We start from the raw sequence: 25,391 nt of genomic DNA, 5'->3' as shown, positions 1-25,391 counted from the left end.
CGTCGCGACTGGATGGCAGGACTTCATTGGGAGCAGCAGCGGAGCGCACTGTTAACGCGATTCCGGGGAAAAGCCTCACCTGACACGCATGTAGTAGTTGCCGGCAGGCGTAACGCATCAATGATGGGGGTCGTTTCCCCCGGGCGTGTGCGACGGAGCCCTTACTCTCTTGCAGTAGCATTCCTGCTGTCTGAAGGGGGAAATACATGGGGGATATACCGTCTCAGCCACAACGAAGATCTCTGGGTTTTCTTTGCAGCCAGCGGTGGGCAACTTTCTGTCATGGGTGATGTGACCGGTTCACGCGCGAAGATAGAATCAGCAGCAGAAAACTTCCTGCGTTTTAACGATGCTGATACACCGGGTCTGCGCTGTGCTGCAACCGCAGATGATAATTGTGATGCAACCTCGCTCACTGACAGGCTGAACCGTTCGCAACTGAAGCGTTGCCGCCTGGGTAAGCGCCTGACGACGATGTCTCTCATTATGCCTGCTGCGCTTATTACACTCGTGGCAGCAGCAGGAATTTACTGGTACGACGACGTTCAGCAAAAAGCGGAACAGGCTGCTGCAATGGCAGAGTTTCGCGCCCGAATGGCGATGTCTGCTGATAAGCCAGCTGCGCCAGCCCGAGCGCCGCATCCGTGGGCCTCTCAGCCACCAGTTTCGCTTTTACTTGGTAATTGCTGGCTGACACGCGAACCACTTTTCGCCTCGGTGGCTGGCTGGCGCTTTACGGACGGTGAATGTGTCCCTGAAGGCCTGCGCTTGCGTTACCTCGCCACACCTGGTGCGACGGTGGAGGATTTCTCCCACCGCGCAAGGGTGCTTCTTGGGCATTCTGCTGTTTTCAACCTTCAGGAAGGAGGTAAAAACGGCGACGTATTCATTCCCTTCCGGAAATACAGCGTAAGTGAGTATACCGACGAGGCCTTGCCTGGCGCGGATGCCCAACTGATACGTTTCATTTCGCACCTGCAGCGCCGCAACCTGGAAGTCAAGTTCAGTGAAGTGAAACCGCCAGCGGTCGCGCCAGGACAAGAGAAAACCATGCCCGTACAGGACTGGCGCGAATTCACTTTTACTGTCAGCTCGCGTTTGCAGCCTGAACGTCTGCTGCAGGATTTTGATGCGACCGGGCTCCGCCTGAACAGCGTGTCAATCACCATGAGCCCGCAGGGGCAGTTCGACTACACCATGAAGGGGAGCATTTATGCGCAGAATTAATCCCGCGGGAACGGGCCTGCTGCTGTCCGCTCTGTTCTGCGGGCAGGCAGTGGCAACCGTAACCAGTGATGCGCTTCCGCCGAACGTTACGCTTGGCGAACTTGAAGCAGCTCAGGCGCGCAACCTCATTCTGGAGCAGAAAGTGCAGACGGCGCGTCTGGAGCAGCAGCTGCGTGAAAGCCAGTCCGGACAGAGTACTGACAGGAATTATCTGTCTACTGCCGCCCAGCCTGCCATGCCGCTTATGGCGCAGCCAGCTCCTTCACAACAGACTGCCAGTGCAGTCGGTGAAAAGCGGACCGGTGGTGTGCGCCTTCAGGAGATTTACGGCCGTGGCTCGCAGTTGCGTGCACGCATTGTTCTGCCGGATGGCGGAGTCACAGAAGTAGCAAAAGGCGATCAGCTTCCCGGAACCTCAAAGCGGGTCACGGAGGTTACCTCCACGATCGTACGCCTCAGCGACAATTCTGAACTTTCATTTTGAGGTGATGATGTCTTCTGATAAAGAAATCATGGATTTTGTCTTTGCCGAGCAGCATCCGTCTGGAGGGGTTACGCTACTCATCGACGGCAACCGGCGAAAAGACCCTGGCATACAGCGCTGGGTTATGGATGTCACCCGGACATGGGCTGATGCAAAAACTGAGTTTGTTACACTCAGCGAACTGAACCGGCGGCGTGAAGTGGCAGAACGTCAGGGCCGTGGGCTTAACCAGGGTGTGAGCGAGGCGGATCTAAGTAACCGTGACGTCAGTGTGTCGCAGGATAAGGTCATCAGCTATATGAGGCTGGGTAACGACTTTAATGCCTCTGATATTCATATGGAAATAAGCGGTGATCGCAAGATTTGCATCGTTCAGTTGCGTATTCACGGCGAGCTGGAGGTGGTGGATGAAGTGAAAGATGTGGAGGGTATGACGCTGGCCTCCACATCTTATCTTTCCATGTGCGACGTGCGCGAGCAGTCATTCTTTGCCGGTCGTGAGCAGTCAGGGCGCATCGATGCAAAGTTCGCCCGCCGCGCCGGCCTCTATGGCGCCCGCTACGAACACCGTCCTACTCCGGATGGGCTGATAGTGGTCATGCGTCTGATCCCGGATGACGGGGACAATATACCGACGCTGCCGCAACTGGGTTTTTTGCCTGAGCAGATTAAGCTCATCCTGCAGATCCTGCGTATGCCGGAAGGCATGACGCTGCTGACCGGGCCTACTGGTTCAGGGAAGAGCGCCACGTTGCGCGTGTTCAGTGATATCTGGCTGAAACTGACCGGCGGTAAAAAGCGCCTGCTCACGCTGGAAAACCCGCCCGAGGGGCGTATTCCGGGTGGTATTCAGACCCCCGTTATGCCGGAAGACAATTCACCGGAGGCCATCAGCCGCGCCTGGAGTAACGGAAACGCCTCTGCACTTCGTCTCGATCCGGATGCCATCCTGAACGGTGAGATCCGTGACCTGTATTCCCTTCTCGCCGCCATTTTCGCCAGTGAAACCGGCCACCTGGTGCTGTCGACCCTGCACACCCAGAGCCCTATCGGCTCCCTGCGTCGTATGGAGCATTTCGGTATTGATCGCCACCTTCTGGCGGATGCTGCACTCATCACTGGCCTGATTGGCCAGCGTCTGGTGCCGCTGTTGTGTGAACACTGCCGGGTACCGTGGGAAGTCAAAGTCCCTGAGCTTGATGAAGAAACCCGCGCGCGTCTCGAAAAATATTGTTCTGTCGCGGGCTTGTGCGAACCGAAAAATCTCTTCTTCCGCAACTATGAGGGATGTGAACACTGCCGGAAAACGGTACCACTGACCGGACGCATTATCAGTCGTGGCGTTACAGGGCGAACAGCTATTGCCGAAGTTGTCCGGACAGATGCTCGCCTGATGCAACTTTGGCTTTCACATGGGCCTTCAGTTGCCAGAAAGTACTGGGTAAACCAGGGTGGGATTACTCGCCGCATGCATCTGTTGCGTTATCTGGCAGAGGGTCTTGTTGATCCGCTGGAAGGCGATCTCATCTGTCCGCTGGATGAGGATGACATCATGGATTGTGAGGTGCCTGATGGAAAGTGACAGCCATTTTTATCCATCCCGGGAAATGTCGTTCCCTGAAAGGATTCGCTACCGGCTTGTCAGAGCCACTTTTACTGGGAAATACCGCCAGCCATTTTACGAAACGCTGCGCTTTCTTCTTGAAAACCGTAAGGCCCTGAAAGACGCGCTGACCATGATCGGCGATGTACATACTGATTTTGGCAGGCGCTGGCATCCTTATTATGAACTTGTTCAGGACTGCATCGAGGGTGTGAACGACAACCGTCCTGGCCGCGCGCTGCAGGATGTTCTGGCTGCCTGGGCACCTTACGAAGAGGCCGCGCTTATCAGCGCCGGGATGGAAACCGGTAATATTCCTGCCGCGCTGATGCAGGCTGATAAGTTGATTGTTGCCCGTCGGCGAATTCTTGGGCAGGTAATTTTTGCCTCAGTATTTCCTGCCGCGCTTGCCATCCTGAGTACGGGGCTACTACTGGCCAACAATCTCGCACTTGTTCCCACCATGAGCAAAATGTCCGATCCAGCTCGCTGGACCGGTGCACTCGGGTTTATGAATGGAGTAGCGAAGTGGAGTTCCGAGTGGGGTGTTGCTTCTGCCGCTACAGCCGCAGGGCTTGTGCTGCTGTCTTTCTGGTCGCTGCCCCGCTGGCGCGGCCGTCTCAGGCGCTGTGCTGACTGGTTACTACCATGGTCTGTTTATAAAGACCTGCAGGGAGCTGTATTTCTTATGAATATTGGCGCGCTTCTTGGTTCGGGTGTCCAGGAACTCAAAGCTTTGCAGATCCTTAACGGTTTTGCACCGCCCTGGCTGCAGGAACGCATCGAGGCCGCGATGGAGTGCATGAGTGAAGGCGATTCACTTGGCAGAGCTCTGCGTAACAGCGGATATGATTTTCCGAGCCGTGAGGCTGTGAACTATCTCTCTCTTCTGGATAAGGGGGATGGTGCTGCTTCGCTCATCACCAATTATGCGGACCGCTGGCTGGAGCAGGCGCTCGCGCGCGTCGCGCGTCGGGCGAATGCCACCAAACTCTTTTCTCTCGTTCTGATTATGAGTTTCTTCTTACTCATCCTGATGATGGTGATGCAGATTCAGGACATGAACACTTTCAACTTACATTAAGGAACCGCCATGTCAGCTCAGACATTACCACATCGCCAACATCAGCCTGACCGGGGCTGGGGCATTCTTGAACACGGTACCATTGCGATCGGGACGATTATCGTACTGGCTCTGGTTGGTGCTCTGGTCTGGAGTCTTTGGGGGAAAAAGTCCGTTGCCGTTGAGGTTTCAAATCTCCAGACCGTCGTGACAAACGCGCAGTCGCTTAAGCAGGCGCAGGGGGGATATAACTTTACGAGCGGTACAACTATGACGGGAACGCTTATCCAGCAGGGGGGCGCACCAAAGGCTGGCTGGACTATCCAGGGAACAGCCAGTTCCGGTACCGCTACGATGTGGAACGGTTATGGTGGTCAGGTCGTTCTGGCTCCTGTGGCATCGAATGGATTTAACAATGGATTTTCAGTTACAACGCAGAAAGTTCCGCAGGCAGACTGCATCTCTATCACTACACAGCTCGGTTCCGGTGGAGCATTCAGTGCTATCACCATTAACAGTACTGATTACAGTGACGGTCTGGTCAGTGCAGAAGAGGCAGGCAAAACCTGCTCATCAGACAGCGGAATGACAGGTAACAATACACTGGTCTTCACCCATAACGGCTGATGACATGCTGCGCCTGTCCGCTTTTCTGCTGCTGATTTTGGTTTGCCCACGGGTGGATGCATTCTGCTTTGAATCGGCGGGCGCTAAATACCACATTGACCCGCTACTGGTTAAGGCAATAGCCATAGGTGAAAGCAGCCTGCGACCGGATGTCACAAATATTAATCGTGACAAAAAGACCGGGCAGGCACTCAGTACCGATTATGGACTGATGCAGGTCAATTCATCGCATATCGCTTCGCTGATAGCGCAGGGTTACATTCGCAGCTCACAGGACCTCCTGAACCGTCCGTGCCTCAACGTTCAGATAGGTACCTGGATACTGGCGAAGCATTTTCAGGTATGCGGCATAAGCTGGAACTGTCTTGGCTCTTATAACGCAGGTTTTCGTAAGGACCGGCATGAAACTCGCGAGTCCTATGCCAACCGGATTTATGCCATTTATCGTCGGCTTTTACTTAATGAACGGGGAATAAAACTGTGACACTGCTGACGCTGAGTATGCCCTGGCCAACTGTCATTATCATTTTTCCTCTATGCCTCAGCTTATTCAGTTTTATGAGGAGCCTGGTTCGTCTCAGCCTGATGATATTGGATGATGATCAGGAATGGTTTGCTGTTTTTTTCGCCCCTGCATCCACCGGCTTCATCTGGCTTTACGCTACAGCGGCAACTGGCATGATGCTGTCCCCTGTGCCGCTACTGGAGCGACTGATGTCTCTGTTGTTCTGCCTCTTTCTTTTCAGGTTGACGCTTACCGATGCGTTCACAGGATTTCTGCCCCGAGAATTGACGATAAGGTGTCTTATTGCCGGTCTTGTTTCCGCTCTTATCGCTCCCGGCTTTATAGGGCACTTCCTCACAGCTACCACTGCGCTGGTGATTTTTGGCGTCTGGCGTTATGTCACCTTTAGGATTCATGCCCGTGAGTGTCTGGGGCTTGGCGATGTCTGGTTGGCCGGTGCTATTGCGGCCTGGTTGGGAGGGCGAGAGGGGCTTTATGCTCTGCTGATCGGCGTGGTGCTCTTTGTGCTCTGGCAGATATCTGTTCGTCGCATAACTGAAGGAGGGCCGATGGGACCCTGGCTGTGCGCCGGCGCGATTTCTGTGACCCTGTTTAAATTGTATCAACCGCTTATTACATGGTGATGCCTGTGTTCACATATAAAACGACTGACCGGGGCTGGGCTATCCTCAGCACTGGTGCTTCATTGATTATTCTCCTGGTGGTCAGCGTCTGGGGCTTTACCCTTATCAGTGACTGGATGCAAAAACGGACCTGGCTGAATACCGCGTCACAGGTATCTCGCTTCACACAAGCTGTGAAGAGCTACACTGGCCGTTATTACGATACTTTGCTTTCAAGTGCCACCACCACGACCCCGGTTACGGTTACACCCGCTATGCTGAAAAACACCGGATTTCTGGAGCAGGGGTTCAGCGAGACGACAGTAGACGGACAGGCTTACCTGGCTGCTGTTGTTCGTAATGCCACTAATACAGATCAGCTGCAGGCACTGGTTTACACTCAAAACGGCGCGGCACTGCCTTTTCTCGCACTGCGCCAGATATCAATGGATATCACCTCTGGTATGGGCGGCTATATATGGACATCAGGAACTGCTACCGGCGCTATGGGCAGCTGGACTATTCCTCTTTCACAGTTTGGGATAAGTACAACTCAGGGACATATTGCGGCTTTACTGACCACAGATGAACTGGGCGCTGCTCGCGGTGAAAATGATCGCCTTTATCGTTTTTCGGTAACCGGCAAGCCAGACCTCAACACGATGCATACCAGTATTGATATGGGAGGTAACAATCTTAATAACGCAGGCACGATTAATGCCGTAACGGGTAATTTCAGTGGCGATGTGGCGGCCACTGGAAATATAACTGCGAATGGAACTGTTACAGGACAGAATGTTACTGCCGGTTCAAACGTCACCGCAGGAAATACAATAACGGCTAACAACGACATACGTTCAAATAATGGCTGGTTCATAACTCGAGGGAGTAAGGGATGGCTAAATGAAACGTATGGCGGCGGTTTTTATATGTCAGATAATGACTGGGTTAGAGTCATAAATAATAAGAATATTTATACAAGCGGTCAGGTTCGTGGTGGAAGTGTGCGGGCTGATGGAAGACTTTCTACAGGAGAAGTTTTGCAGCTCGACGGAGTCAATACTGCTGGCGCAGTTTGTTCACCAAACGGCCTTGTAAGCCGCGACGCCACTGGAGCCATACTTTCCTGTCAATCCGGTGTGTGGGCAGCCGCATCAAAAATCAAAATGCAAACCGTTTTTGGCGAAACCACCTGTGCCAATAAAGCGGTTGCGTCTGCTTATTGTCCGTCCGGTACAGTGGCTATAGGTGGTTCTTACACTTTAAAAAGTTGGTCTGATGGTTCCAATCATAACTCACCCGATTCCATGGCTCTTGATCCTGTAAATGACCGGTTCTACATCGTCTTACCGAACAATTCAAAAGGTGCAGCGTGCTTCCAGGCTATAGCAAACTGCGCCACTAATTAGACGCCAAATCCTGTGTGTAGTGAACTCAAGGGCTTTGATGTGCCTGACTACACGCCGGATGGAATATCAGTCTACTGCGCATTTCTTCAGTACGATTCTGACGGTATAGCTCCCATAGATTATGAGTATATAGCAAGGCTAAAACTCCCTGGAGAGCATCCATAAGAGGGTAACGGGCTAGACATAACAGTGAAGGAAGAGCCTGCCGGTACGATAAAATTAATCGTACCCGACTTACTCCAGCTTGAATTAGCTGTACCCGCGGCGGTGATAACGCGCCCATCAACACTACCTGACAAAGCCCATGTGTTTCTGCAATTGTCACCATCCTCGACGTGCCGGTTCACTGTGGATACTCCCCCAGATGCATATACTGTCATGGGCTTACCGGTGGTATTGATAGCTGTGTAAGCTGACACAAATGAGCCAAGTGAAGAATAATTCCCGCTGTAGTTTCCGCCAGATACCCACACTGAATCGCCACGGGATTGACAGTTAGCTAAATGGGCAGCAAAACGCATCGACATGCTCATCATCAACATAGGATGGAATCTGAAACCAACGGACAGATTGAACTATCCATCCCGCAGGGCATGAAGCCGTTTTATAACCGCCAATGTTATCATTGGCATTTGGAGCGGAAACCCATTTACAGGAAGAATTATTGATTTTTCCAGCTCCAGTCCACGCACCGGATTGACAGTCAAATTCCCGCCCCCGGAAGGTTAAGACAAGTAACCGAAACCGAAGAGCCAGTTTGGTATCCATTATAAGGGGTATTGGTGACTCTCCAGCCATTGTTCCCGTCGCTATAGACCTTTTGAGTTCCTCCCAACGGGGCGCTGAAAAGATATGTCCAGGAGCAGTACGCATGTATTCCGATATACTGATCAATAACATTTTGTCCGATGTTATAGACCTGTGTGGTGAACTTGACTTGGCCCGATCTCCACACACCGGATTGACAGTCAGTTGTCAGAAACACACGGCAACGCAATTTGCTTGCCCATTACCAACCTTTGGAGCCGACAACGTCCATGTGCCATTTGCGTTTCTAACCAAAACGCACGCTCGGTAATTGTTGTAATCGAATCGCGCCTGAGACAATGCACAATATTTATGTTGCCCAATATTACGTGATTGACCGGAGCTGATATCAGGAGAGAAGAACAAATCACCGATTTCAGCATTGCCTTGCCACACACCGGATTGACAGTCAAATTCCGGCACCAGGTAGATTTAAGCAAGTGACAGTGATTGTCCCTCCTGATTCGTAATCACCCCATCGCGTATTGGTAACAAACCAGCGATTTGAACTATCTGCATATACCTTCTGAAATCCACCAAAAGGTGAACCATTTAAGTTCGTCCATGAGCAATAAGCATGGATTCCAATATCACTGTTAGTGACATTTTTCCCCACATCGAAAGCCTGTATCGAGAACTTGTTTTGGAATGATTTCCACACACCGGATTGACAGTGGTATGTGATATATTTCTAATCTTTTTAGGAATATGCGATGCAACTCAGACAGCGAATTAAGAAAATGGAGCTGGGTGTAGCTCTTGATAAATATTACGGTTGTGCATCTGTGCAAAAGCGGGGCCATCTGCAGGAGTTTTATCGGATAAATGTTATAAAGCGTTCAGCTCTTGCCAGGCGATACATGCATGAGATTACTTCGGTTGATATTGCAGAATACCGTGATCAGCGACTCTCTGAAGTAAGTAGTAAAACGGGGCGAACTAATAGCCCTGCAAGTGTCCGACTTGAACTTGCGTTGCTATCTGCCCTTTATAACCTTGCTCGAATTGAATGGGGAACATGTACTCATAACCCTGTTGAGCATGTACGAAAACCACCGGCCTCCAAAGGGCGAACCCGAAGATTGACATCTCAGGAGGAGCGAAAGATTGGCAGGGCGCTGGCAAAACGAAATATCGAGTTGGCAGCCATTTTTCTTTTGGCCCTTGAAACGGCTATGCGTCAGGGGGAGATCCTCTCACTTCGCTGGGAGAATATCGACCTGCACATTGGCATCGCTCATTTACCTCTCACTAAAAATGGGAGCGTACGGGATGTTCCGTTGTCGTTTAAAGCAAGAAAGGTATTAAGAGAGTATTCCGGCCCTCTATCCGGACCTGTTTTCAGTTATACATCCAATGGGTTTAAAAGCGCCTGGCGAGAAGTTATACAGGCTTTAGGCATTGTCGATTTGCATTTTCATGATCTACGACACGAAGCTATAAGCCGTCTTTTTGAGCTCGGAACACTGAATGTCATGGAAATTGCAGCGATATCAGGACACAAGAGCCTGACGATGCTAAAACGCTATACCCACCTTCGTGCGACGCAGCTGGTTAGTAAACTTGATATACGTAAACGACAGGCGCAGAAACTGGCGGCGATCTTTGTTCCGTATCCTGCTGAACTTGAGAGCAGCAATAACGGTATTGTTTTACGCTTCTCTGATCTTGAACATCCTTCACTTGAAGCGCAAACAAAGGAAGACGTTATCCAGAAAGCCTCTTTTGAGCTTCTCAGAATTCAGGCTCTTGCTGCTCGTTCTGGAGAACGACTCCCTCCACCAGGCAATATCAAAGCTAATGACCCAACTCGTGTGCTCATTAATCCGCTCTGAAATTTTGCGAACCCCTGGATTCAAACACATCTAAAACAAGGACGTTTTTAGACAGCGCTATTATGATAGTGGCCTTTCCAGATGATCCCCTCCGACCTGGTTTCCCCGCCGAAAAAAACTTCAGAAATGGCAGATGAGTTAATCATCGCCATAGAATGACGTTTTTTGCACCTTATGGCTGTTCTGCGCAGCTATAAGGATTTTGAAATGTCAGTCAGTCAAGTCGTCCCGGAAGAAGTTATACCTGAAAATCCAGAGGTTACTTCTTCGAAAGTTGTGCCTGCTGAGCCAGAGGCTCGCCGGTTGGTTCCCATTAACCTGAAAAAAATAGTCCGGATTGGAGGTCTGGGATTCCTCATTGTTTCTCTTGTTGGTTCTGTGGCCACGATTGTGATCATGGCACAGCAAATCTCTGATCTGAGTATTCGGGTGAACTCCCTGGATGCCGCTTTTCGCAGCGGTCAGATGAGCCAGTTGTCTGGTTCGGTTACTTCGCTCGAAGCTCAAAGCCGGAAACACGAGAAGCAGCTCGAGTCTGTCTCATCAGGGCTTGAATCAGTACAAAACCAGTTAGCTGATTTTCAGGGGGAACATTCAAAATTAACAGGAAGCATTAACAAACTTTCCTCAGAAGCCCTGGCGCGGCGTACCGCGATAGACGAACACTCTGAACGTATTGATGACATTAACTCACGGTTGTCACAGGTTGAATCGCGAGTTGCCGGGCTGAGCAAAGCTGAAAGCAACACTTCTCAGAAAGAATCGAAGCAGAACCAGCAACCAGTCACTAAGAGCAAAACATCTTCAAAATCCGGGACAGGCCAGATCGTAAAAAAGCCTGAGCGGTCAGTCAGGCGCGCAGCTGTTGAAGCACCGTTTGTACTGACCGGCATTGAGCGGCGCGGCGGGCAGATGTTCGCAGTCGTCATCCCCCGTGGAAATTCCCAAATATCAGATATGCGGTTGCTTTCACCGGGAGACGGGATGCTGGGGTGGACGCTTCGTTCTATCCAGGACAGTGGTACTGCTGTTTTCAGCGTGAACGGTACCCAACATAGTTTACAGGTTCAATAAGAGACCAGACATATGAAGCATCAGATGAGAAGAATTTTGATGGCAGGTGTACTTTCCTTGCCGCTGTGTGTGGCGGCATCAACAGTTACCACTCAATCGAATCAGAGTCAGCAAACATCCCTGCAGGCATCATCAGCAAACCAGGTTCAGACGCAGCAACAGGGTCAACAATGGGGGCTTTCAGATGAGGACTGGAGTCGCTATCAGTCGTTGATGAAAGGAGCCAGAGGCATTATGTCCCCTGGTCTTGATCCTCTTACTGCCCTGGGCGTCGAGACAGATAATTCATCTGAGCGCCGTCGGCTGGCTGAATTGTGGGTAAAACACGAATACGCCCGTACCGAGAAAGAACTCGCATTTCAACGAGAAATAAACACTGCCTGGCTTCGTCTTTATCCTGAAACATTGGCCGTGAATATGGGGAATGCCGCGGGTATCGCTCATGACACACAAGGAAGACTGGCGTTATTTGTCAAAGAGTCATGTTCACGCTGTGATGCCCGGCTTGCTGCTGTTATCGCCGACAACAGACCGGTAGATATTTACCTTGTCGGAAATGACGTGAGCGACGAAAAAATCAGATCATGGGCAATAAGCCATGGCATACCAGTCGAAAAAGTGCGTAATCGGCAAATTACCCTAAATCATGATCGCGGTTTGTGGCAGCGCTATGGGCAAGGTCAGATGCCAGTTATTTTGCAGCAGGGAGAAGAGGGATGGCAAATTGCCGCATTCTGAAACTGGCTTGCTGTTTATGGTTTGTCAGCACTGGTTGCCTGGCGGTCGTGAATGTAAATAGCAGTGTTCAGGTAGTTCCGCAGGCTTATCGGGTCATTGCTGCTGCCGAGCGCGTTCCGGCAGAATCGCTTTACTCGCTGGCGATGGCCGAAAGCACCCGTAAAACCGCATGGGGGTCTAAACCATGGCCCTGGACTATTAATGTAGCAGGGAAAGGATACCACTTTGAAACCCGCGAGGAGGCCTTTGCGGCACTTCTTGGATTTATGCAGCGCTACCCTCTCAAGCGTATCGATGTCGGTGTAGCCCAGGTCAATCTTGGGTGGAACGGGCATCTTTTCCCATCCTTTCGTGATGCTTTTGATCCCTACACAAATCTTCGTGCAGCGGCCCGAATTCTCCGTGCCTGCTATGACGCTCAGCCTGGAAGCTGGATTAAAGCTGCTGGCTGTTATCACCACCCGGCCGGTGGTAAGCCGGCAGCAAAATATATGGCTATCGTACGCCGCAAGCTAAGTCAGATCGCACCTGATATTAAGGTCCCTGAAGGGGGGCCGGTTGCTCTGGCCAGTCACTCATTAACCTGGGTTGAACCTCAATGAAAAAAAATATCGATAAATATTTCAATGGCATCTTTTGTGTATCACTGCTTACAGCAGCGTTTAGTTGTTTTGCTTCGCTGACAGTGGTCGGGGATCTGGGCGGGGAGTCAACCAGACCATTATTCGAGGCGATTAATTCAGGTGAGGAGTCGCATTTGTCCGATGTTTCTTCCTTGCCTGAACCACCGTCATCGCTGTCTATTTCCGATATGTTGCCCGTTAATACACCGGAAATGACACCCGGAAAGGTGACGTCTCGCCCTCTGCAGTTACCCGGTTTGCCCCCTGTTTTTGTGATTGGCGATGATGATATTTCCCGAGCCTGGCTGCGGCAGCGTGGTGCTGAACTGAAAGGGATGGGCGCCACAGGAATGGTAGTGAATGTTACGACTGAAAGTGCGCTCAACACGCTTAGAGGACTCTTGCCAGGTACTGAGATGGTCCCTGTTCGCGGCGGTGATTTGGCAAAGCGATTGAATCTGACGCATTACCCTGTCCTGATTACCGCTGATGGATTAGCGCAATGACCACAGTGGTTTTCATATTATTGGCTTTCATTTCACTCACAGCTTTTTGGCTGCGGTGTAATACAAGAAGTGCCCGTGTCCGCAGACATCAGCGTAATCGACAGACGGCTAACAGGGTGTTGCTAAAACTGCCTGAGCTGAAAGCGGGGCAGCAGGTTTTATATTTACGGAAGATTAATCCCTATGTTTTCGAGGAGATGATTCTGACCGCCATAGAGCGGCGAGGAATACCGGTCAGGCGTAATCCGAGTTACAGCGGTGATGGTGGTATTGATGGTCAGTTCTGGATTGGTCAGGAAAGGTGGCTTGTCCAGGCTAAACGATTTGCCAGTGCTGTTCGTCCTGAACATGTCCGCCAGTTTGGTGAGTTAGTCCGACAAGAAAAATGCAGAGGTCTGTTTGTACACACAGGACGAACAGGTTTTATCAGTTTTAAGTATTTCAGTGATTACCCGGAAATTTTGCTCATAAGCGGGTCTTCCCTTTTGCTACTGCTGTCTGGTGAATCCGTTGAACATGTTCTCCGGCCATTAAAAAAGAGGTAATACAGATGAATTTTTCCACATCAACATTACCGTTTATTGGTTCGGTGTGGCTTTTGGTTTCTTTCCGGATTTTCATATTCCGGTCTGTATTGATTTCTTTGCTGATGTTTGGGTTATTTCTTTTCTTTTATTTATTTCTAGCCGTATTCCGCAAGGCCACAGATTCTGCTCATTTATTCCTCAAACTCAATGATAAAACTTTTGCTCTGTTCCAGGGGAGGGCTTTTATATGAGCGACAAGTACGTGATGGAATCCCTCCTTCGCCCGGCGGTTGAACTGTATTCCGCTGCGGCGGCGGGTAGCGCAACCTTTATTTGCCTTACGGCCCCCTGGGCTGTCGCGCTCGCACCATCGGTCAGTTGGGTGACCGCCGCGGGGTTTGGTGTACTGGCGCTGAAGCGTACATCTGAGGGGATGAAAATACTCCGTTACCGCCAAAACATTCGCCGTTTGCCCCGATATGTACTGACCAGCGAGCAGATCCCCGTCAGCCAGCGGCACTTGTTCCTTGGCAAGGGCTTCCAGTGGTCTCCCCGCCATACGCAGCGTCTTCTGGAAGCGAGGCGTCCGGAGTGTGAGGTCTACGTACAACCTTCTGTTATTTATCGCCTGGCACGCGATCTGGAAAAAAAGATGGAGTACAGCTTGCCGTGGTTGTGCAGGCTGACACGAACTGATTCGGCGCTCAACCCGTTTCGCCCGTTGCCTCCTGTAGGAGGAAGCCCCATTTACCATGGTGTGGAACTGGATGAAACTACGGTCACCTATGATCTCGGAGAACGTGTAGGGCATACACTGGTTATCGGCACCACACGAGTCGGTAAAACCCGGCTTGCTGAGTTACTTATCACACAGGATATTCGCCGTAAAAACGCTGCAGGCGAGCATGAAGTTGTCATCGTGTTTGACCCGAAAGGAGATGCCGATCTGTTGAGGCGAATGTATGCCGAGGCACACCGTGCTGGTCGTCAGGATAACTTCTGGGTGTTCCACCTCGGATGGCCAGATATAAGCGCTCGCTACAATGCCGTTGGACGGTTCAGCCGTATCTCGGAAGTAGCATCACGTGTTGCAGGACAGCTCTCCGGAGAGGGCAATTCTGCTGCATTTCGGGAATTTGCCTGGCGATTTGTCAATATTATTACCCGCGCGCTGGTCGCACTTGGCCAGCGTCCTGATTACGGTCTCATACTGCGTTACGTGACAAACATAGGTGAACTGTACGAAACCTATGTTGAGAATATGCTGAGTGAAAAGGCACCACAGTTGCTGAGTACAGTCGAAGCGCTGTTAGGTAGCGGTATAAGCGAGAAGGATCTGCCGCGTCACATGCAGGGCAGGCCTAATGGCATGAATATCTGGGCTATTGAGCAGGTACTGGCCAGCGAAGAAGGAAAAAAACTGTGGGACCCGGTGCTGGATGGGCTACGTAGCGCTGTGCAATATGATCGAACGTATTTCGACAAAATTGTTGCGTCACTGCTGCCGCTGCTTGAAAAGCTTACAACTGGTAAAACGGCCGCATTGCTGGCACCTGACTATACGGACCTGAACGATCCGAGACCGATCCTGGACTGGCATAACATTATAAAATCGCGCGGCGTGGTTTATATCGGCCTCGATGCACTATCCGACCCTGTTGTCGCAGCAGCAGTCGGCAACAGCATGTTCGCTGATCTCGTTTCCGAAGGTGGACACATCTATAAATTCGGTCTCGGTGATGAGGATGGCAGAAAAAGTTCGAAAGTGGCGATAAATCTTCACTGTGACGAGTTTAACGAGTTAATGGGTGATGAGTTTATTCCTCTCATCAACAAAGGGGGTGGTGCGGGCTTCCAGGTGACTGCATATACGCAGACTCTTTCGGACATCGAGGCCCGTATAGGCAGCAGTGCTAAAGCGAATCAGGTAGTGGGGAACTTCAACTCATTGATAATGCTCCGTGTGCGTGAAAAAAACACTGCCATGCTCCTGACCGACCAATTACCGGAAGTTGACGTCTACCAGAAAACCCTTACATCGGGTGTCACTGACGTATCCCGGCCGGGAGAGGGTACTGATTTTAACAGTAACGTTCAGGACCAGGTCAGTCTGGTTAAAGTCCCGATGCTCAACCCTTCAGACGTTATCAACCTGCCGAAAGGGCAGGCATTTGCCCTGCTTGAAGGAGGGCGCCTGTGGAAAATCAGGATGCCGTTGCCGGCTGATAACGACGATCCTTACATGCCCGCGAGCCTGAAGCAGCTGGCTGACAACATGGAGCAGAATTACCGAACTGGAGAATCCTGGTGGACAGGCGGTGATGCGGCATATTCGGGGGGGCAAAATGTCTCAGCATGACAGAGATACTGCCAATCGCAGTTCGCCATCCCGACAGAAACAATCCGGACCATTCGGCATGTTGCTCTGGGATTTGCCTGTCAGTTTAATTGGCATTCTGCTGGGGTCGCTTCTGGTTAGCCTGCTGATCGAATATGCCTGCATTGCCTTACTCTGGCCTGACGAAGGTGCTTCACACAGCTACCGGGTGATGGTTGCAGAAAGCCACTGGTTGTCGGAAGGGTACACGCGGAGTTTACTGATGGCAGCGCCGGTTGAGACGATTTCGCGGTGGGTACATACCGCCTGGAACTGGTTGTTTGTCGATAGCGGATTCAGCCATTGGCTTCAATCATTCAGGGAAACTGGTCAGAAGGGGACTGGAGTTATCCCAACGATTAACCGGTTCGGTGACTCACTAATCGGCTGGCTTGGGGAGTACCTGCAAGCTACGCTCTGGGTAACTCTGATTTTCTTCATCAGGGTGATGATCCTTTTCCTGAGTCTGCCTCTGTTCGGCCTGGTGATTATCACCGGCATAGTTGAAGGGCTGGTCCGTCGAGATTTGCGTCGTTATGGAGCTGGATATGAATCGAGCTTTGTCTACCATCACGCCAAACGTTTTATTAAACCCGCACTTTACGGCCCCTGCATGTTGTATCTGGCCTGGCCGACTGCTGTCTGGCCAAATCTCCTGTTGCTGCCATCAGCATTATTACTTGGCGGTGTTCTGGCCATCGTCACGGCGTCCTTTAAAAAATACCTATAGCCCAGGAAGTAGCTGTTTCGGGAATTCCCCGGAGCCCGCTTGATGTCGCGGGCTTTTTTTTTGAAGGTTCATCTGTATTAACTGGCTCACTTTGTGGCATTTAATTTTCTGACCTTCATAAATATTTTCCTGCTGCCAGCATGTCCTGTTTGCGTCAATCTCCCGACGACAAGTTATTAGGGAGAGTCGCAAATGCGTCACACCACAATCATCCTGGCAATGTTATTGCCCGTTCTGCCGGTGCTGACCTGCCAGGCGTCAGAAAAAGATGAGCTGGCACTCGTGATGCGCCAGCTGGATCAGGTTCAGGCTGGCCTTGATCGCGCCCGCGTCGTAGCCAATCAGAATCAGGACGCTCGCTTTTATTTCGACTATCAGCAGGCAACCCGTGACATCTCAACGATGAGGCAGGGCATATCCACTTATCTCGAGCCGTCGCGCGCGCAGCCAACAGCACCCTCCACTTTAGTCACCGGGCAGTACCGTGCTGAGGAGCCCTCATGGCGATGAATGGCTCTCAGCTAAATGGATGGAGTGCGGGCACCGGAAGCAGCCTCACGCCCGGGCAACTGAACCTCTTGATCCTCGGTACGCTCGCCATCGTCGTTCTCCTTTTCAGCGCATGGGCACTGGTGCAGGCCTACCGTGGCCTGGTCAGTAAATCAGTGACGTTCAGGCAGTTCAATGAGCTGCTAATTCGACTGATTGTGCTTTATCTGCTGACCCTGTTTCTGTTTTTCCACTGAAAGGATGACTCAATGAAATTCACTTTCTTCAGGCATTTTCGTTCTGCCTATTCCCGTGCGGGATATTTGTTGCTTACCGGTCTCTTAACTGCAAGTCAGGCTATGGCAGACTTGCCAGCTGTTGAACAGCCAACATCTGGAGGCGGTGGCGGAACCTACAACACCGTTATGGGCTACATCAAAATGGGGGCACTTGCGATAGGGCTTCTCGTATGTGTCGGTGCTTTTTTTGCCGTAGCGCATGCCGTGATTACCGCATTTCACGATATCCGTCGTGGTAAGGGGGAATGGACTCAGTTCCTGGTCTATCTGGTTGTCGGCATCATCCTCATCCTTTTGGTTATTTACCTCGCAACTAAAGCTTCAGATATCCTGTAAGGAGCCCATATGGCCGTCATTGATTTCCTCCCTGACAGACTGAACAACCCCCCCGTGGTCTGGAAAGGGTTCACATCCGGGGAGTTTGTGCTGGCGGCCGTCATCGGTGTTATTGCCGGTATCCCTCTGGCAATACCGTTAGCTCTGGTTCCTTTTGTCGGATGGCTGGCTTTTCCGACGTGCATGCTGCTGATGCCTCTGTTGGTCATTTTTTTTGGCGGCAACTGGATTGCCAGCTACAAGCGCGGTAAGCCAGAAAATTATATCTGGCAACGTCTGGAGGAATTGCGCTGCCGTGCACGTATGTCCCGAACCATGATTCTGGATAGTAGGGCGTGGGAACTTAAACGAACGAAACCTGTTCCGTTGATGCGCGGAGGGAAAGTATGAGTCGTTTTCGTAACGGTATAACCGCCCGCGATAATCATATTATTTCGCTACGTATCGCTTGTGTTTTGCTGGCTTTGGGACTGTTCGTCACCAGTCTGGGATGGATGCGAGCACCCTCGGAGCTGACAATTCACAACCCACCTGACCTGCGTTCCGGCAGTACCCGAAAATGGTGGGAGGTCCCGCCATCTACGGTTTACAGTTTTGCTTTTTACATTTTTCAGCAACTGAATTCCTGGCCGAAAAATGGGGAAGCTGACTACACAGCCAAAATTGCCCAAATGAGCCCGTATTTGACGCCGTCCTGTCAGGATTTTCTCAATAAGGACGCCGAGATGCGCAAGAATAATGACGAGCTGCGCGATCGTGTACGCGTGGTATACGAAATCCCCCGTCGTGGTTACAGTAACCGCAGCGTGACCATCATTGATGAAGATCATTGGGTGGTACGGCTGGACCTGGTAGCTGACGAATATTTCCATACCGAACCCGTTAAGCGTGCCCTGGCGCGTTATCCAATGAAAGTGGTTCGCTGGGAAGGTGACCCAGAGCGAAATCCGTTTGGACTGGCACTGGATTGCTATGACAGCGCGCCACAAAGACTTGAGGCGATCTCCTTGCCTGAGCCAGAACAAAAGTCGGGAGCATTCAATTGAAAAAATTCTCAGTGATCCTGCTGACCCTGGTACTGGTCTCAGCCGGAGCTCGTGCTGTTGAGCTTATGAAATGGGAACGGATACCTTTGCAGATTCCCCTGACTGTAGGGCAGGAGCGAATCGTTTTTGTAAACAAAAACGTGCGAGTGGGGTTTCCGCCCACACTCAACGACAAGCTGCGTATTCAAAGCTCCGGAGGTGTAGTTTATCTCGATGCGAAAGAAGCCTTTCCGGTGACGAGACTGGAACTTCAGAACAAGGAAAACGGGGAAATACTTCTACTTGATGTTTCTGCTGCCCCCGGTAAAACCACGTGGGAACCTGTCAAAATTGTCTACGACGGAGAAGTGGCTACCGCTTCGGCGACCGATAAACAGACGGTCAGCAGTGATGGGGACAGTGCCGGCCGTCAGTCGTCGGCAGAGGCAAATGCAGAAAGCCGGAGGCCCGCAAAACTCAATGCGCCGCTGCCCGTTGTCCTGACTCGTTATGCCGCACAGAACATGTATGGACCGTTGAGAACGGTAGAGCCCGTACCGGGAGTAAGTCAGGTTTCACTGAAGCTTCCTCCCCGGATCACCACACTTATGCCCTCTGAGTCCGTCAGCGTCACGCCGATGGCTGCCTGGAGTCTGCAGGGCAGCAGTGTAATTGCGCTGCAGGTGCGTAACCGATCAGCAGTAAAGGTCATCCTCGATCCTCGTTCGCTGCAAGGTCAGTTTACTACTGCGACTTTCCAGCACCGTTGGCTGGGGCGTGCCGGTACACCGGAAGACACGACAGTTCTATATCTGGTTACTACAGGACGTCCCGAAAGTGCCTTTATTGCTGAACAGCGTTTACCCGAATCTGAAGGAAAGGAGAGTAAGCGGAGTAACCGAGGAGCACATAAATGAAAAAGCCTGCTTCAAACCTGCTTGTGAAAATTGCTGTTCCCGTCGTAGTGGTGGGCGCCATCATGATTGGGGTTAAATCCTGTACAGATAAAAACGATAAAAATGAAGCAGGCCAGAAAACCTCTAATGTCGCCCTGAAGGACCTTACACCAGAAGATCTCAAAGCGCTGGGTGTGGAAGGTGACACCGCGCAGGATACTTTGCGTACCCTGGTTGGTAGTTACCGTAAGGTTCAGGGGCGCCTTGACAGCCTTGAAAGCGATAATAAAACGCTTGCTGATGAAAATAAGGAGCTGAAAAAAAATAGCACCAATGTTGATCAGCAAATCAGCCAGGCTGTGGGGCAAGTTCGTTCCGAAGAGGCTCAAAAACGTGCACAACTGAGTTCTCAGGTTACTGATCTGAGTTCGCAGGTGAACCAACTTCTTGACCAACTCAAAAATGGCTCCTCCGGCTTAACGGCAGGAAATAAAGGTAACGTTGCAGGCAGCGATATTCCAGTGGGACTGGGTTATGACAATGGACTGACCGGAGGCACGGGAAATCTATCTCAAACAGATGGCAACGGGTTGCAATGGGTTGAGCCGAAAGATGGTATTGCCACGGATGCGAATGGTCGACCTGTCTCAGATAAAAACAGTAATAACGCGACTGGTTTTTCTTTTGCCACCTCCTTTGGCGCTGCAGGTGATGCAGCCAGGCAGGCAACGTCAGCAGTAAGTACAACGGTCCAGAACAACATTCCCGGATCTGAAAAAAATGCTGCCCCTGTTTATACCCTTCCGGAAAACTCCACGCTTGTGGGTAGTCGGGCCATGACCGCGCTGTTGGGACGTATTCCCATTGATGGCAAGGTGACTGACCCTTACCCGTTCAAAGTGATGATCGGAAAAGACAACCTGACGGCAAATGGCATTGAATTGCCTGATGTACAGGGGGCGATCGTTTCGGGAACCGCTACGGGGGACTGGACGCTTTCCTGCGTACGCGGCGCCATAACAAGCATCACTTTTGTTTTTACTGATGGCACCGTTCGTACGCTTCCTTCACCTGAGGGGCAAGGCAGTAATGGTGGTAATCAGAACAGCCAGGGTGGGAATAACAGCAGTATTGGCTGGTTATCAGATGACAATGGCATTCCATGCATTTCAGGTACCCGAAAATCAAACGCTTCTACTTATCTGCCAACCATTGCCGCACTTGCAGCTGCCAGCGCAGCTGGGGACGCCGTGGCTGAAAACCAGAATACCAGCCAGACCAATGGCTATGGTGGTGTGACGTCTACGCTGACGGGGGATGCCGGTCAGGCCGTGTTGGGTAAGGCGTTATCCGGCGGTATGCGTGAGACCGTTGACTGGGTTAAAGCGCGATATGGTCAGACTTTTGACGCGATCTATGTACCGCCTGGACAGAAAGTGGCTTTACATATCACTCGTCAGTTGGCGATTGATTATGAAGAAAAAGGCCGCAAGGTGAAATATGACGATTTCAGCCTCGCTGGTAGCAGCACGGGCATGGACTGATGGGGATAAAGATGCAGAACAATAAAAACCTCGAGTATCGGGTGGACTATACGCCACTGGGTGGCCGTCTCTTTGCCGGTTTTGTCAGGTGTGATAATGGCAAATGGGAAGGTAGCAGGCATGAAGTCACCGAACAGGCCCTGCTCGCTGTCGGAAAGAAGCTTCTGAGCGAGGGAAATGGAATGCAGATGCAGCTGCCTGATGGACGAGTGATTCGTCTGTCAGCTGTCATCAGTGATTCGGATGAAGCGGAGGTGCATGTTGCTCAGTTTTAATCATCTGGCCACCGTTATGTTGGTCGTTGTATCGCTTGCCCTCTCGGGTTGCAGTACGTCAAAAGAGGAAATGTTGCCGCCTGGCGACAGCACCATGCTTGAATTATGGAACGATGGTGCATCGTCAACTCATGCTACCAACGAGAGCAGAACAACACTTCGCCGGCCAGTTACAGACAGCGAACGTGAGATCAGTCAGCAGGTCAGTAACAGCTACAGCCGCACCCAGGAAAATGAAATTCAGCAGACGTTTCCGCGTCTGCCAAATCCTGACATGGTCATGTATGTTTTTCCGCATCTGGCTGGCGGGAACACGCCGGTTCCAGGCTACAGCACCGTCTTTCCTTTCTACAGCCAGGTACAGTATGCGTTGCCTGGTGAGCGAACGGAGGATCTCTGATGGCTTTCCCTTTATTTAGCCGACGTCGAGCGTCTCAGGATGCTCATCAGTACGGTAACGGTCCGTTTTCCGTCAGTGGGTATGAACCGCTTACCCGGGAAGGGCAACTGACTCATTCAGATGAAGCGCGTCTGTATTCCACGGCACCTTCCATTATCGATCATGTTCCCTGGGGTGAGTATTTGCCAGAGCATGAATGTATTCTGCTTGACGATGGCGTATCCGTTGGGGCCGTGTATGAGATTATCCCTGTGGGCACTGAAGGGCGCCCGGAAACACGTCTGGACGAGATCTGCAATATCGCTGAGAACGCCCTACAGGACAGTCTCCCTGAACTGGATGATCACCAATGGGTGGTACAGTTTTTCTGCCAGGATGACTCTGATCTCTCTACTTATATGGATACTATCAGAGGCTATGTCAGGCCAAGAGCTCAGGGAACTGCATTCACGAAAGCCTGGCTGGCTGAACAGGAGCGCCACCTAGAAAATGTGGCGGTGGAACAGGGGCTTTTTGTAGACGAGGCTGTCACAGGGGCCGCCTGGAGAGGGCAAATTCGCAGAACGCGCATGGTGGTTTACCGTTGGGTTGAGACACCTTATCGTGACCCCATGCCACCGGAGGTGCTGCTGAAACAGGTCTGCGATCGCCTGACTGCAGCACTGAGCGGTGCCGGTATCCGGTGCGAAAAGCAGAACGGCGAGCAAATCCATAGTTGGCTGTTGCGCTGGTTCAACCCGGCGCCGGCGTGGGTCGATAAGAAAACATTGTATCGTTGCGCAAAACACTCCGATCATGCACCGGGCGATTTGCCTCTTCTGAATGATTTCAGCGAAAGCCTCTGGTTTACCCGCCCGCGAAGTGATGCCGAAAGCGGTGTGTGGTGGTTTGATGATGTGGCACATAAAGCTGTTCCGGTTGCCCGCCTGCGTACTGCACCTTCTACCGGTCATCTGACGGGGGAGGTAAAACGTGGTGATAATGTGAATGCCATTATGGATCTGCTTCCGGAAGGGACAGTTCTGGCCATGACCCTGGTGGTTCAGCCTCAGGACAAGCTTGAAGAAAGTTTTGCGAGCCTTAGCCGCAATTCAATGGGGGAGAATGTTGATTCCCTGCGTGCTCGCGAAGACGCTGCTACAGCGCGTAATTTCCTGGGAAACAAACACAAGCTTTACCGTGCGGCCATCACACTGCTTATCAAGGCTCAGGACAAGGAAACACTCGATAAACGGTATCTTGATCTCAGCAGTAAATTACTGAACTGTGGGATGGAACCGATAAATCCAGAACACGATATTGGTCCTCTCAGCAGTTATATGCGTGCGTTACCTATGTGCTTTAACCCTCAAATGGATAAACACAACTGGTACACGCGCCTTATGTTTGTACAGCATTTTGCATGTCTCGCCCCTATTTATGGTCGCGACACCGGTACTGGTCACCCGGGGCTTACGTTCTGGAATCGTGGTGGTGGCCCCCTGTCCGTAGATCCACTTAATAAAAATGACCGTACCCAGAATGCGCACCTGCTGCTTTTCGGGCCGACAGGTGCCGGTAAATCTGCCACTGCGCTCGATAAACTGGCTCAGATGGTGGCAATCTACCGCCCCCGTATATTTTTGCTGGAAGCGGGTAACAGCTTCGGTCTGTTTGGAGATTACTGTAATTCGCTGGGGCTCTCAGTGCACCGTGTCAGTATCAAGCCTGGTAAGGTTATTTCACTTGCTCCGTTTGGCGATTCACATCTGCTCATGCAGGCGAAACCTGAGACGTTAGTGACAAGCGAAGAGGCCCTCCCTGACATTGATGAAGATGATGAGGACAAGGACGAAGAACGTGACATTCTGGGTGAAATGGAGATTGCAGCGCGGTTGATGATCACCGGTGGTGAAGCAGCAGAAGAGGAGCGAATGACACGCGCCGACCGCGGTATGATTCGTGAGGCGATACTCATTGCGGCTCGTAAAGCGTTTGACGAAAACCGCCAGATGCTACCGGAAGATTTAATGTTCTCGCTTGAGAACATTGCCCGCGATGTCAGCATGGGAGAAGACGGCCGCGAGAAACGCACGCCAGCGCGACGTGCGCGAGCTGAAGAGATGGCAGAAGCATTACGCATGTTTACCGAAGGTTTTGAAGGGGAGTTGTTTAACCGTCCGGGCGCGCAATGGCCAGAGGCAGACGTGACTATTGTTGATTTAGGTACGCTGGCGCGTGAAGGCTATGAAGCTCAGATGGCCGTTGCTGTCATCTCGCTGCTTAATACGATTAACAACATCGCAGAAAGGGAACAGTTCAGCGATCGGGATATCATTGTGCCAATCGACGAAGCGCATATTGTAACTGCTAACCCGCTGTTGGGCCCGTATGCAACCAAAATTGTCAAAATGTGGCGTAAGCTCGGATCATGGCTGTGGTTGTTCACACAGAACCTGGAGGATTTCCCTGACACTGCGAAAAAAATGCTCAATATGGCGGAGTGGTGGATCTGCCTCGTTATGCCACCTGATGAAGTTGAACAAATAGCGCGATTTAAGACGCTCACAGAAGAGCAGAAGGCGATGCTGTTGTCCGCGACAAAACTTCCGAGAAAATACACAGAGGGAGTTATTTTGTCCCGTAAGGTACAGGCGTTGTTTCGTGCGGTCCCCCCCAGTTTGTACCTGGCGCTGGGAATGACTGAAAAAGAGGAAAAAGCCGAAAGACGGGCCATTATGAATGAATTAAATTGCTCGGAGCTTGAGGCCGCATTTCACGTTGCGCGCCGCCTCGATGAGAAACGTGGCATTGGTACTATTCAGGGGACAATATGAAAAAACTGATTATGGCGACGCCGATCGTTGTACCGGACAAGGCATTTATTGCCTCTGTTATTTTTACCGTTCCGCCACAGGGTTCTGCCTCAGTCGGTGTGGCTGACAGTGAGTCGATTAAGCATCTGCAAGGGGAGATCGTTAAGAGACTGGAGCAGCCTGTATTGCTGTCGGTCTATCCTCACCGGGTTGGCCGGCGCAGCTGCGTTGCAGTCCACCTCAGCGACGTGCATGAGAAAACCCTGGATATCCTGATAACTGTTACCGGCAATACACTCTGGCCAGCAGAACAGGAGTACCGGTCGGGTATCCGATGGAATATCTGTGTACCCGATGCAACCGATATGCTCTGGGTTCTTAAGGAAATCGACAGGGTGACCTGTGACACCGGATGTGACTTATAACCCTCCGACCTTGCCAGACAGCGGTGTGTTTTCCGCTGTCTGGTAAGGGGGGAGGCTGCGGGTGCGGGCGGCAAAGAGCCCGCGTGTATTAAAGTTCCTGCATTTAAAAAATGACATTTCCAGCGATCTGAGATTTATGCTGACGTACA

General features: G+C 51.4%; 30 protein-coding genes. 27 read left to right on the top strand and 3 right to left on the bottom strand.

The features are described from left to right. Positions 1-12: 12 nt before the first annotated feature. Genes pilO2 through pilV form a run of 8 tightly spaced genes read left to right on the top strand, consistent with a single transcriptional unit; the run spans position 13 to position 7,541 of the window. Complete coding sequence (gene pilO2, locus GBC03_26730; GenBank protein ID QFS74139.1) at positions 13-1,227, top strand: type 4b pilus protein PilO2; 1,215 nt, start codon at positions 13-15, stop codon at positions 1,225-1,227. Then, positions 1,214-1,711 (top strand): type IV pilus biogenesis protein PilP, encoded by a 498-nt coding sequence (pilP, locus tag GBC03_26725; GenBank protein ID QFS73555.1) that lies wholly within the window; start codon positions 1,214-1,216, stop codon positions 1,709-1,711. Before pilO2 ends, pilP begins: the two co-directional genes overlap by 14 nt. A 7-nt stretch (positions 1,712-1,718) precedes the next feature. Next, the gene (locus tag GBC03_26720) at positions 1,719-3,293 is read left to right on the top strand and encodes a pilus assembly protein (GenBank protein ID QFS74138.1); all 1,575 of its coding nucleotides are present in this window, start codon (positions 1,719-1,721) and stop codon (positions 3,291-3,293) included. Further along, on the top strand, positions 3,283-4,398 hold the full coding sequence (locus GBC03_26715) for a pilus assembly protein PilR (protein ID QFS73554.1): 1,116 nt from the start codon (positions 3,283-3,285) through the stop codon (positions 4,396-4,398). The genes GBC03_26720 and GBC03_26715 overlap by 11 nt, the downstream gene beginning before the upstream one ends. 9 nt (positions 4,399-4,407) lie before the next feature. Continuing rightward, positions 4,408-5,004, top strand: coding sequence for a pilus assembly protein PilX (locus GBC03_26710; protein QFS73553.1), 597 nt, complete (start codon positions 4,408-4,410; stop codon positions 5,002-5,004). A gap of 4 nt (positions 5,005-5,008) precedes the next feature. Beyond that, complete coding sequence (locus GBC03_26705) at positions 5,009-5,488, top strand: transglycosylase SLT domain-containing protein (GenBank protein QFS73552.1); 480 nt, start codon at positions 5,009-5,011, stop codon at positions 5,486-5,488. Continuing rightward, a complete protein-coding gene (locus tag GBC03_26700; GenBank protein ID QFS73551.1) occupies positions 5,485-6,153 on the top strand; it encodes a prepilin peptidase in 669 nt (222 codons plus the stop codon). Before GBC03_26705 ends, GBC03_26700 begins: the two co-directional genes overlap by 4 nt. Next, the gene (gene pilV / locus GBC03_26695) at positions 6,153-7,541 is read left to right on the top strand and encodes a shufflon system plasmid conjugative transfer pilus tip adhesin PilV (protein ID QFS73550.1); all 1,389 of its coding nucleotides are present in this window, start codon (positions 6,153-6,155) and stop codon (positions 7,539-7,541) included. The genes GBC03_26700 and pilV overlap by 1 nt, the downstream gene beginning before the upstream one ends. A 495-nt stretch (positions 7,542-8,036) precedes the next feature. On the opposite strand, the gene GBC03_26690 is transcribed toward pilV, so the two are convergent. The 3 genes from GBC03_26690 to GBC03_26680 all read right to left on the bottom strand — a co-directional run bounded on the left by GBC03_26690 (position 8,037) and on the right by GBC03_26680 (position 9,009). Continuing rightward, positions 8,037-8,210, bottom strand: coding sequence for a pilus assembly protein PilV (locus GBC03_26690; protein ID QFS74137.1), 174 nt, complete (start codon positions 8,208-8,210; stop codon positions 8,037-8,039). A 34-nt stretch (positions 8,211-8,244) separates the two neighbouring features. Continuing rightward, complete coding sequence (locus GBC03_26685) at positions 8,245-8,538, bottom strand: shufflon protein C (GenBank protein ID QFS73549.1); 294 nt, start codon at positions 8,536-8,538, stop codon at positions 8,245-8,247. Positions 8,539-8,757: 219 nt separating this feature from the next. Then, positions 8,758-9,009 carry a shufflon protein C gene (locus GBC03_26680; GenBank protein ID QFS73548.1) on the bottom strand — a complete coding sequence of 84 codons (252 nt, stop codon included), beginning with the start codon at positions 9,007-9,009 and terminating at the stop codon, positions 8,758-8,760. A 52-nt stretch (positions 9,010-9,061) separates the two neighbouring features. Between GBC03_26680 and GBC03_26675 the strand changes: the two genes are divergently transcribed. The 19 genes from GBC03_26675 to GBC03_26585 all read left to right on the top strand — a co-directional run bounded on the left by GBC03_26675 (position 9,062) and on the right by GBC03_26585 (position 25,242). Beyond that, complete coding sequence (locus tag GBC03_26675) at positions 9,062-10,183, top strand: tyrosine-type recombinase/integrase (GenBank protein ID QFS73547.1); 1,122 nt, start codon at positions 9,062-9,064, stop codon at positions 10,181-10,183. A 207-nt stretch (positions 10,184-10,390) separates the two neighbouring features. Next, positions 10,391-11,257, top strand: a complete 867-nt coding sequence (locus tag GBC03_26670) for a plasmid transfer protein (protein QFS73546.1) — start codon at positions 10,391-10,393, stop codon at positions 11,255-11,257. Positions 11,258-11,281: 24 nt separating this feature from the next. After that, positions 11,282-11,995, top strand: a complete 714-nt coding sequence (locus GBC03_26665; protein ID QFS74136.1) for a TIGR03759 family integrating conjugative element protein — start codon at positions 11,282-11,284, stop codon at positions 11,993-11,995. After that, positions 11,974-12,597: a transglycosylase SLT domain-containing protein gene (locus GBC03_26660; GenBank protein QFS73545.1), complete on the top strand. Its 624-nt coding sequence runs from the start codon at positions 11,974-11,976 to the stop codon at positions 12,595-12,597. Before GBC03_26665 ends, GBC03_26660 begins: the two co-directional genes overlap by 22 nt. Further along, entirely contained in the window at positions 12,594-13,124 is a 531-nt protein-coding gene (locus GBC03_26655; GenBank protein QFS73544.1) for an integrating conjugative element protein, read from the top strand. Before GBC03_26660 ends, GBC03_26655 begins: the two co-directional genes overlap by 4 nt. Next, positions 13,121-13,669 carry a restriction endonuclease gene (locus GBC03_26650; protein QFS73543.1) on the top strand — a complete coding sequence of 183 codons (549 nt, stop codon included), beginning with the start codon at positions 13,121-13,123 and terminating at the stop codon, positions 13,667-13,669. Before GBC03_26655 ends, GBC03_26650 begins: the two co-directional genes overlap by 4 nt. Before the next feature lie 229 nt (positions 13,670-13,898). Beyond that, entirely contained in the window at positions 13,899-16,010 is a 2,112-nt protein-coding gene (gene traD / locus GBC03_26645; protein QFS73542.1) for a type IV conjugative transfer system coupling protein TraD, read from the top strand. Next, the gene (locus GBC03_26640; protein ID QFS73541.1) at positions 15,997-16,758 is read left to right on the top strand and encodes a TIGR03747 family integrating conjugative element membrane protein; all 762 of its coding nucleotides are present in this window, start codon (positions 15,997-15,999) and stop codon (positions 16,756-16,758) included. The genes traD and GBC03_26640 overlap by 14 nt, the downstream gene beginning before the upstream one ends. Positions 16,759-16,950: 192 nt before the next feature. Continuing rightward, positions 16,951-17,268, top strand: coding sequence for an integrative conjugative element protein, RAQPRD family (locus GBC03_26635; protein QFS73540.1), 318 nt, complete (start codon positions 16,951-16,953; stop codon positions 17,266-17,268). Continuing rightward, positions 17,259-17,504, top strand: coding sequence for a TIGR03758 family integrating conjugative element protein (locus GBC03_26630; GenBank protein ID QFS73539.1), 246 nt, complete (start codon positions 17,259-17,261; stop codon positions 17,502-17,504). Before GBC03_26635 ends, GBC03_26630 begins: the two co-directional genes overlap by 10 nt. A 12-nt stretch (positions 17,505-17,516) precedes the next feature. Then, a complete protein-coding gene (locus tag GBC03_26625) occupies positions 17,517-17,882 on the top strand; it encodes a TIGR03745 family integrating conjugative element membrane protein (protein ID QFS73538.1) in 366 nt (121 codons plus the stop codon). Positions 17,883-17,891: 9 nt separating this feature from the next. After that, the gene (locus GBC03_26620) at positions 17,892-18,272 is read left to right on the top strand and encodes a TIGR03750 family conjugal transfer protein (protein QFS73537.1); all 381 of its coding nucleotides are present in this window, start codon (positions 17,892-17,894) and stop codon (positions 18,270-18,272) included. After that, positions 18,269-18,928: a TIGR03746 family integrating conjugative element protein gene (locus GBC03_26615; protein QFS73536.1), complete on the top strand. Its 660-nt coding sequence runs from the start codon at positions 18,269-18,271 to the stop codon at positions 18,926-18,928. The genes GBC03_26620 and GBC03_26615 overlap by 4 nt, the downstream gene beginning before the upstream one ends. Next, positions 18,925-19,824 (top strand): TIGR03749 family integrating conjugative element protein, encoded by a 900-nt coding sequence (locus GBC03_26610; protein QFS73535.1) that lies wholly within the window; start codon positions 18,925-18,927, stop codon positions 19,822-19,824. Before GBC03_26615 ends, GBC03_26610 begins: the two co-directional genes overlap by 4 nt. Then, positions 19,821-21,347: a TIGR03752 family integrating conjugative element protein gene (locus GBC03_26605; protein ID QFS73534.1), complete on the top strand. Its 1,527-nt coding sequence runs from the start codon at positions 19,821-19,823 to the stop codon at positions 21,345-21,347. Before GBC03_26610 ends, GBC03_26605 begins: the two co-directional genes overlap by 4 nt. Further along, on the top strand, positions 21,347-21,622 hold the full coding sequence (locus GBC03_26600) for a hypothetical protein (GenBank protein QFS73533.1): 276 nt from the start codon (positions 21,347-21,349) through the stop codon (positions 21,620-21,622). Before GBC03_26605 ends, GBC03_26600 begins: the two co-directional genes overlap by 1 nt. After that, on the top strand, positions 21,606-22,022 hold the full coding sequence (locus GBC03_26595; protein ID QFS73532.1) for a TIGR03751 family conjugal transfer lipoprotein: 417 nt from the start codon (positions 21,606-21,608) through the stop codon (positions 22,020-22,022). Before GBC03_26600 ends, GBC03_26595 begins: the two co-directional genes overlap by 17 nt. Next, positions 22,022-24,838, top strand: coding sequence for a conjugative transfer ATPase (locus GBC03_26590; protein ID QFS73531.1), 2,817 nt, complete (start codon positions 22,022-22,024; stop codon positions 24,836-24,838). Before GBC03_26595 ends, GBC03_26590 begins: the two co-directional genes overlap by 1 nt. Continuing rightward, positions 24,835-25,242 carry a hypothetical protein gene (locus tag GBC03_26585; protein ID QFS73530.1) on the top strand — a complete coding sequence of 136 codons (408 nt, stop codon included), beginning with the start codon at positions 24,835-24,837 and terminating at the stop codon, positions 25,240-25,242. Before GBC03_26590 ends, GBC03_26585 begins: the two co-directional genes overlap by 4 nt. Positions 25,243-25,391: the final 149 nt, after the last annotated feature.

Source organism: Citrobacter telavivensis, from assembly GCA_009363175.1.
Classification (GTDB): domain Bacteria; phylum Pseudomonadota; class Gammaproteobacteria; order Enterobacterales; family Enterobacteriaceae; genus Citrobacter_A; species Citrobacter_A telavivensis.
The sequence above is the reverse complement of the archived record's forward strand: the minus strand, read 5'-3'. Positions and strand labels throughout refer to the sequence as shown.

Excerpts from the sequence above, each read along its gene's own strand:
- GBC03_26710 (QFS73553.1), top strand. The coding sequence starts at position 4,408 with ATGTCAGCTCAGACATTACCACATCGCCAACATCAGCCTGACCGGGGC.
- GBC03_26620 (QFS73537.1), top strand. The coding sequence starts at position 17,892 with ATGGCCGTCATTGATTTCCTCCCTGACAGACTGAACAACCCCCCCGTG.
- traD (QFS73542.1), top strand. The coding sequence starts at position 13,899 with ATGAGCGACAAGTACGTGATGGAATCCCTCCTTCGCCCGGCGGTTGAA.
- GBC03_26595 (QFS73532.1), top strand. The coding sequence starts at position 21,606 with ATGTTGCTCAGTTTTAATCATCTGGCCACCGTTATGTTGGTCGTTGTA.
- GBC03_26640 (QFS73541.1), top strand. The coding sequence starts at position 15,997 with ATGTCTCAGCATGACAGAGATACTGCCAATCGCAGTTCGCCATCCCGA.
- pilP (QFS73555.1), top strand. The coding sequence starts at position 1,214 with ATGCGCAGAATTAATCCCGCGGGAACGGGCCTGCTGCTGTCCGCTCTG.
- GBC03_26635 (QFS73540.1), top strand. The coding sequence starts at position 16,951 with ATGCGTCACACCACAATCATCCTGGCAATGTTATTGCCCGTTCTGCCG.
- GBC03_26585 (QFS73530.1), top strand. The coding sequence starts at position 24,835 with ATGAAAAAACTGATTATGGCGACGCCGATCGTTGTACCGGACAAGGCA.
- GBC03_26720 (QFS74138.1), top strand. The coding sequence starts at position 1,719 with ATGTCTTCTGATAAAGAAATCATGGATTTTGTCTTTGCCGAGCAGCAT.
- GBC03_26665 (QFS74136.1), top strand. The coding sequence starts at position 11,282 with ATGAGAAGAATTTTGATGGCAGGTGTACTTTCCTTGCCGCTGTGTGTG.
- GBC03_26715 (QFS73554.1), top strand. The coding sequence starts at position 3,283 with ATGGAAAGTGACAGCCATTTTTATCCATCCCGGGAAATGTCGTTCCCT.
- GBC03_26660 (QFS73545.1), top strand. The coding sequence starts at position 11,974 with ATGGCAAATTGCCGCATTCTGAAACTGGCTTGCTGTTTATGGTTTGTC.
- GBC03_26630 (QFS73539.1), top strand. The coding sequence starts at position 17,259 with ATGGCGATGAATGGCTCTCAGCTAAATGGATGGAGTGCGGGCACCGGA.
- GBC03_26675 (QFS73547.1), top strand. The coding sequence starts at position 9,062 with ATGCAACTCAGACAGCGAATTAAGAAAATGGAGCTGGGTGTAGCTCTT.
- GBC03_26605 (QFS73534.1), top strand. The coding sequence starts at position 19,821 with ATGAAAAAGCCTGCTTCAAACCTGCTTGTGAAAATTGCTGTTCCCGTC.
- pilV (QFS73550.1), top strand. The coding sequence starts at position 6,153 with ATGCCTGTGTTCACATATAAAACGACTGACCGGGGCTGGGCTATCCTC.
- GBC03_26670 (QFS73546.1), top strand. The coding sequence starts at position 10,391 with ATGTCAGTCAGTCAAGTCGTCCCGGAAGAAGTTATACCTGAAAATCCA.
- GBC03_26615 (QFS73536.1), top strand. The coding sequence starts at position 18,269 with ATGAGTCGTTTTCGTAACGGTATAACCGCCCGCGATAATCATATTATT.
- GBC03_26600 (QFS73533.1), top strand. The coding sequence starts at position 21,347 with ATGGGGATAAAGATGCAGAACAATAAAAACCTCGAGTATCGGGTGGAC.
- GBC03_26590 (QFS73531.1), top strand. The coding sequence starts at position 22,022 with ATGGCTTTCCCTTTATTTAGCCGACGTCGAGCGTCTCAGGATGCTCAT.
- GBC03_26655 (QFS73544.1), top strand. The coding sequence starts at position 12,594 with ATGAAAAAAAATATCGATAAATATTTCAATGGCATCTTTTGTGTATCA.
- pilO2 (QFS74139.1), top strand. The coding sequence starts at position 13 with ATGGCAGGACTTCATTGGGAGCAGCAGCGGAGCGCACTGTTAACGCGA.
- GBC03_26650 (QFS73543.1), top strand. The coding sequence starts at position 13,121 with ATGACCACAGTGGTTTTCATATTATTGGCTTTCATTTCACTCACAGCT.
- GBC03_26625 (QFS73538.1), top strand. The coding sequence starts at position 17,517 with ATGAAATTCACTTTCTTCAGGCATTTTCGTTCTGCCTATTCCCGTGCG.
- GBC03_26705 (QFS73552.1), top strand. The coding sequence starts at position 5,009 with ATGCTGCGCCTGTCCGCTTTTCTGCTGCTGATTTTGGTTTGCCCACGG.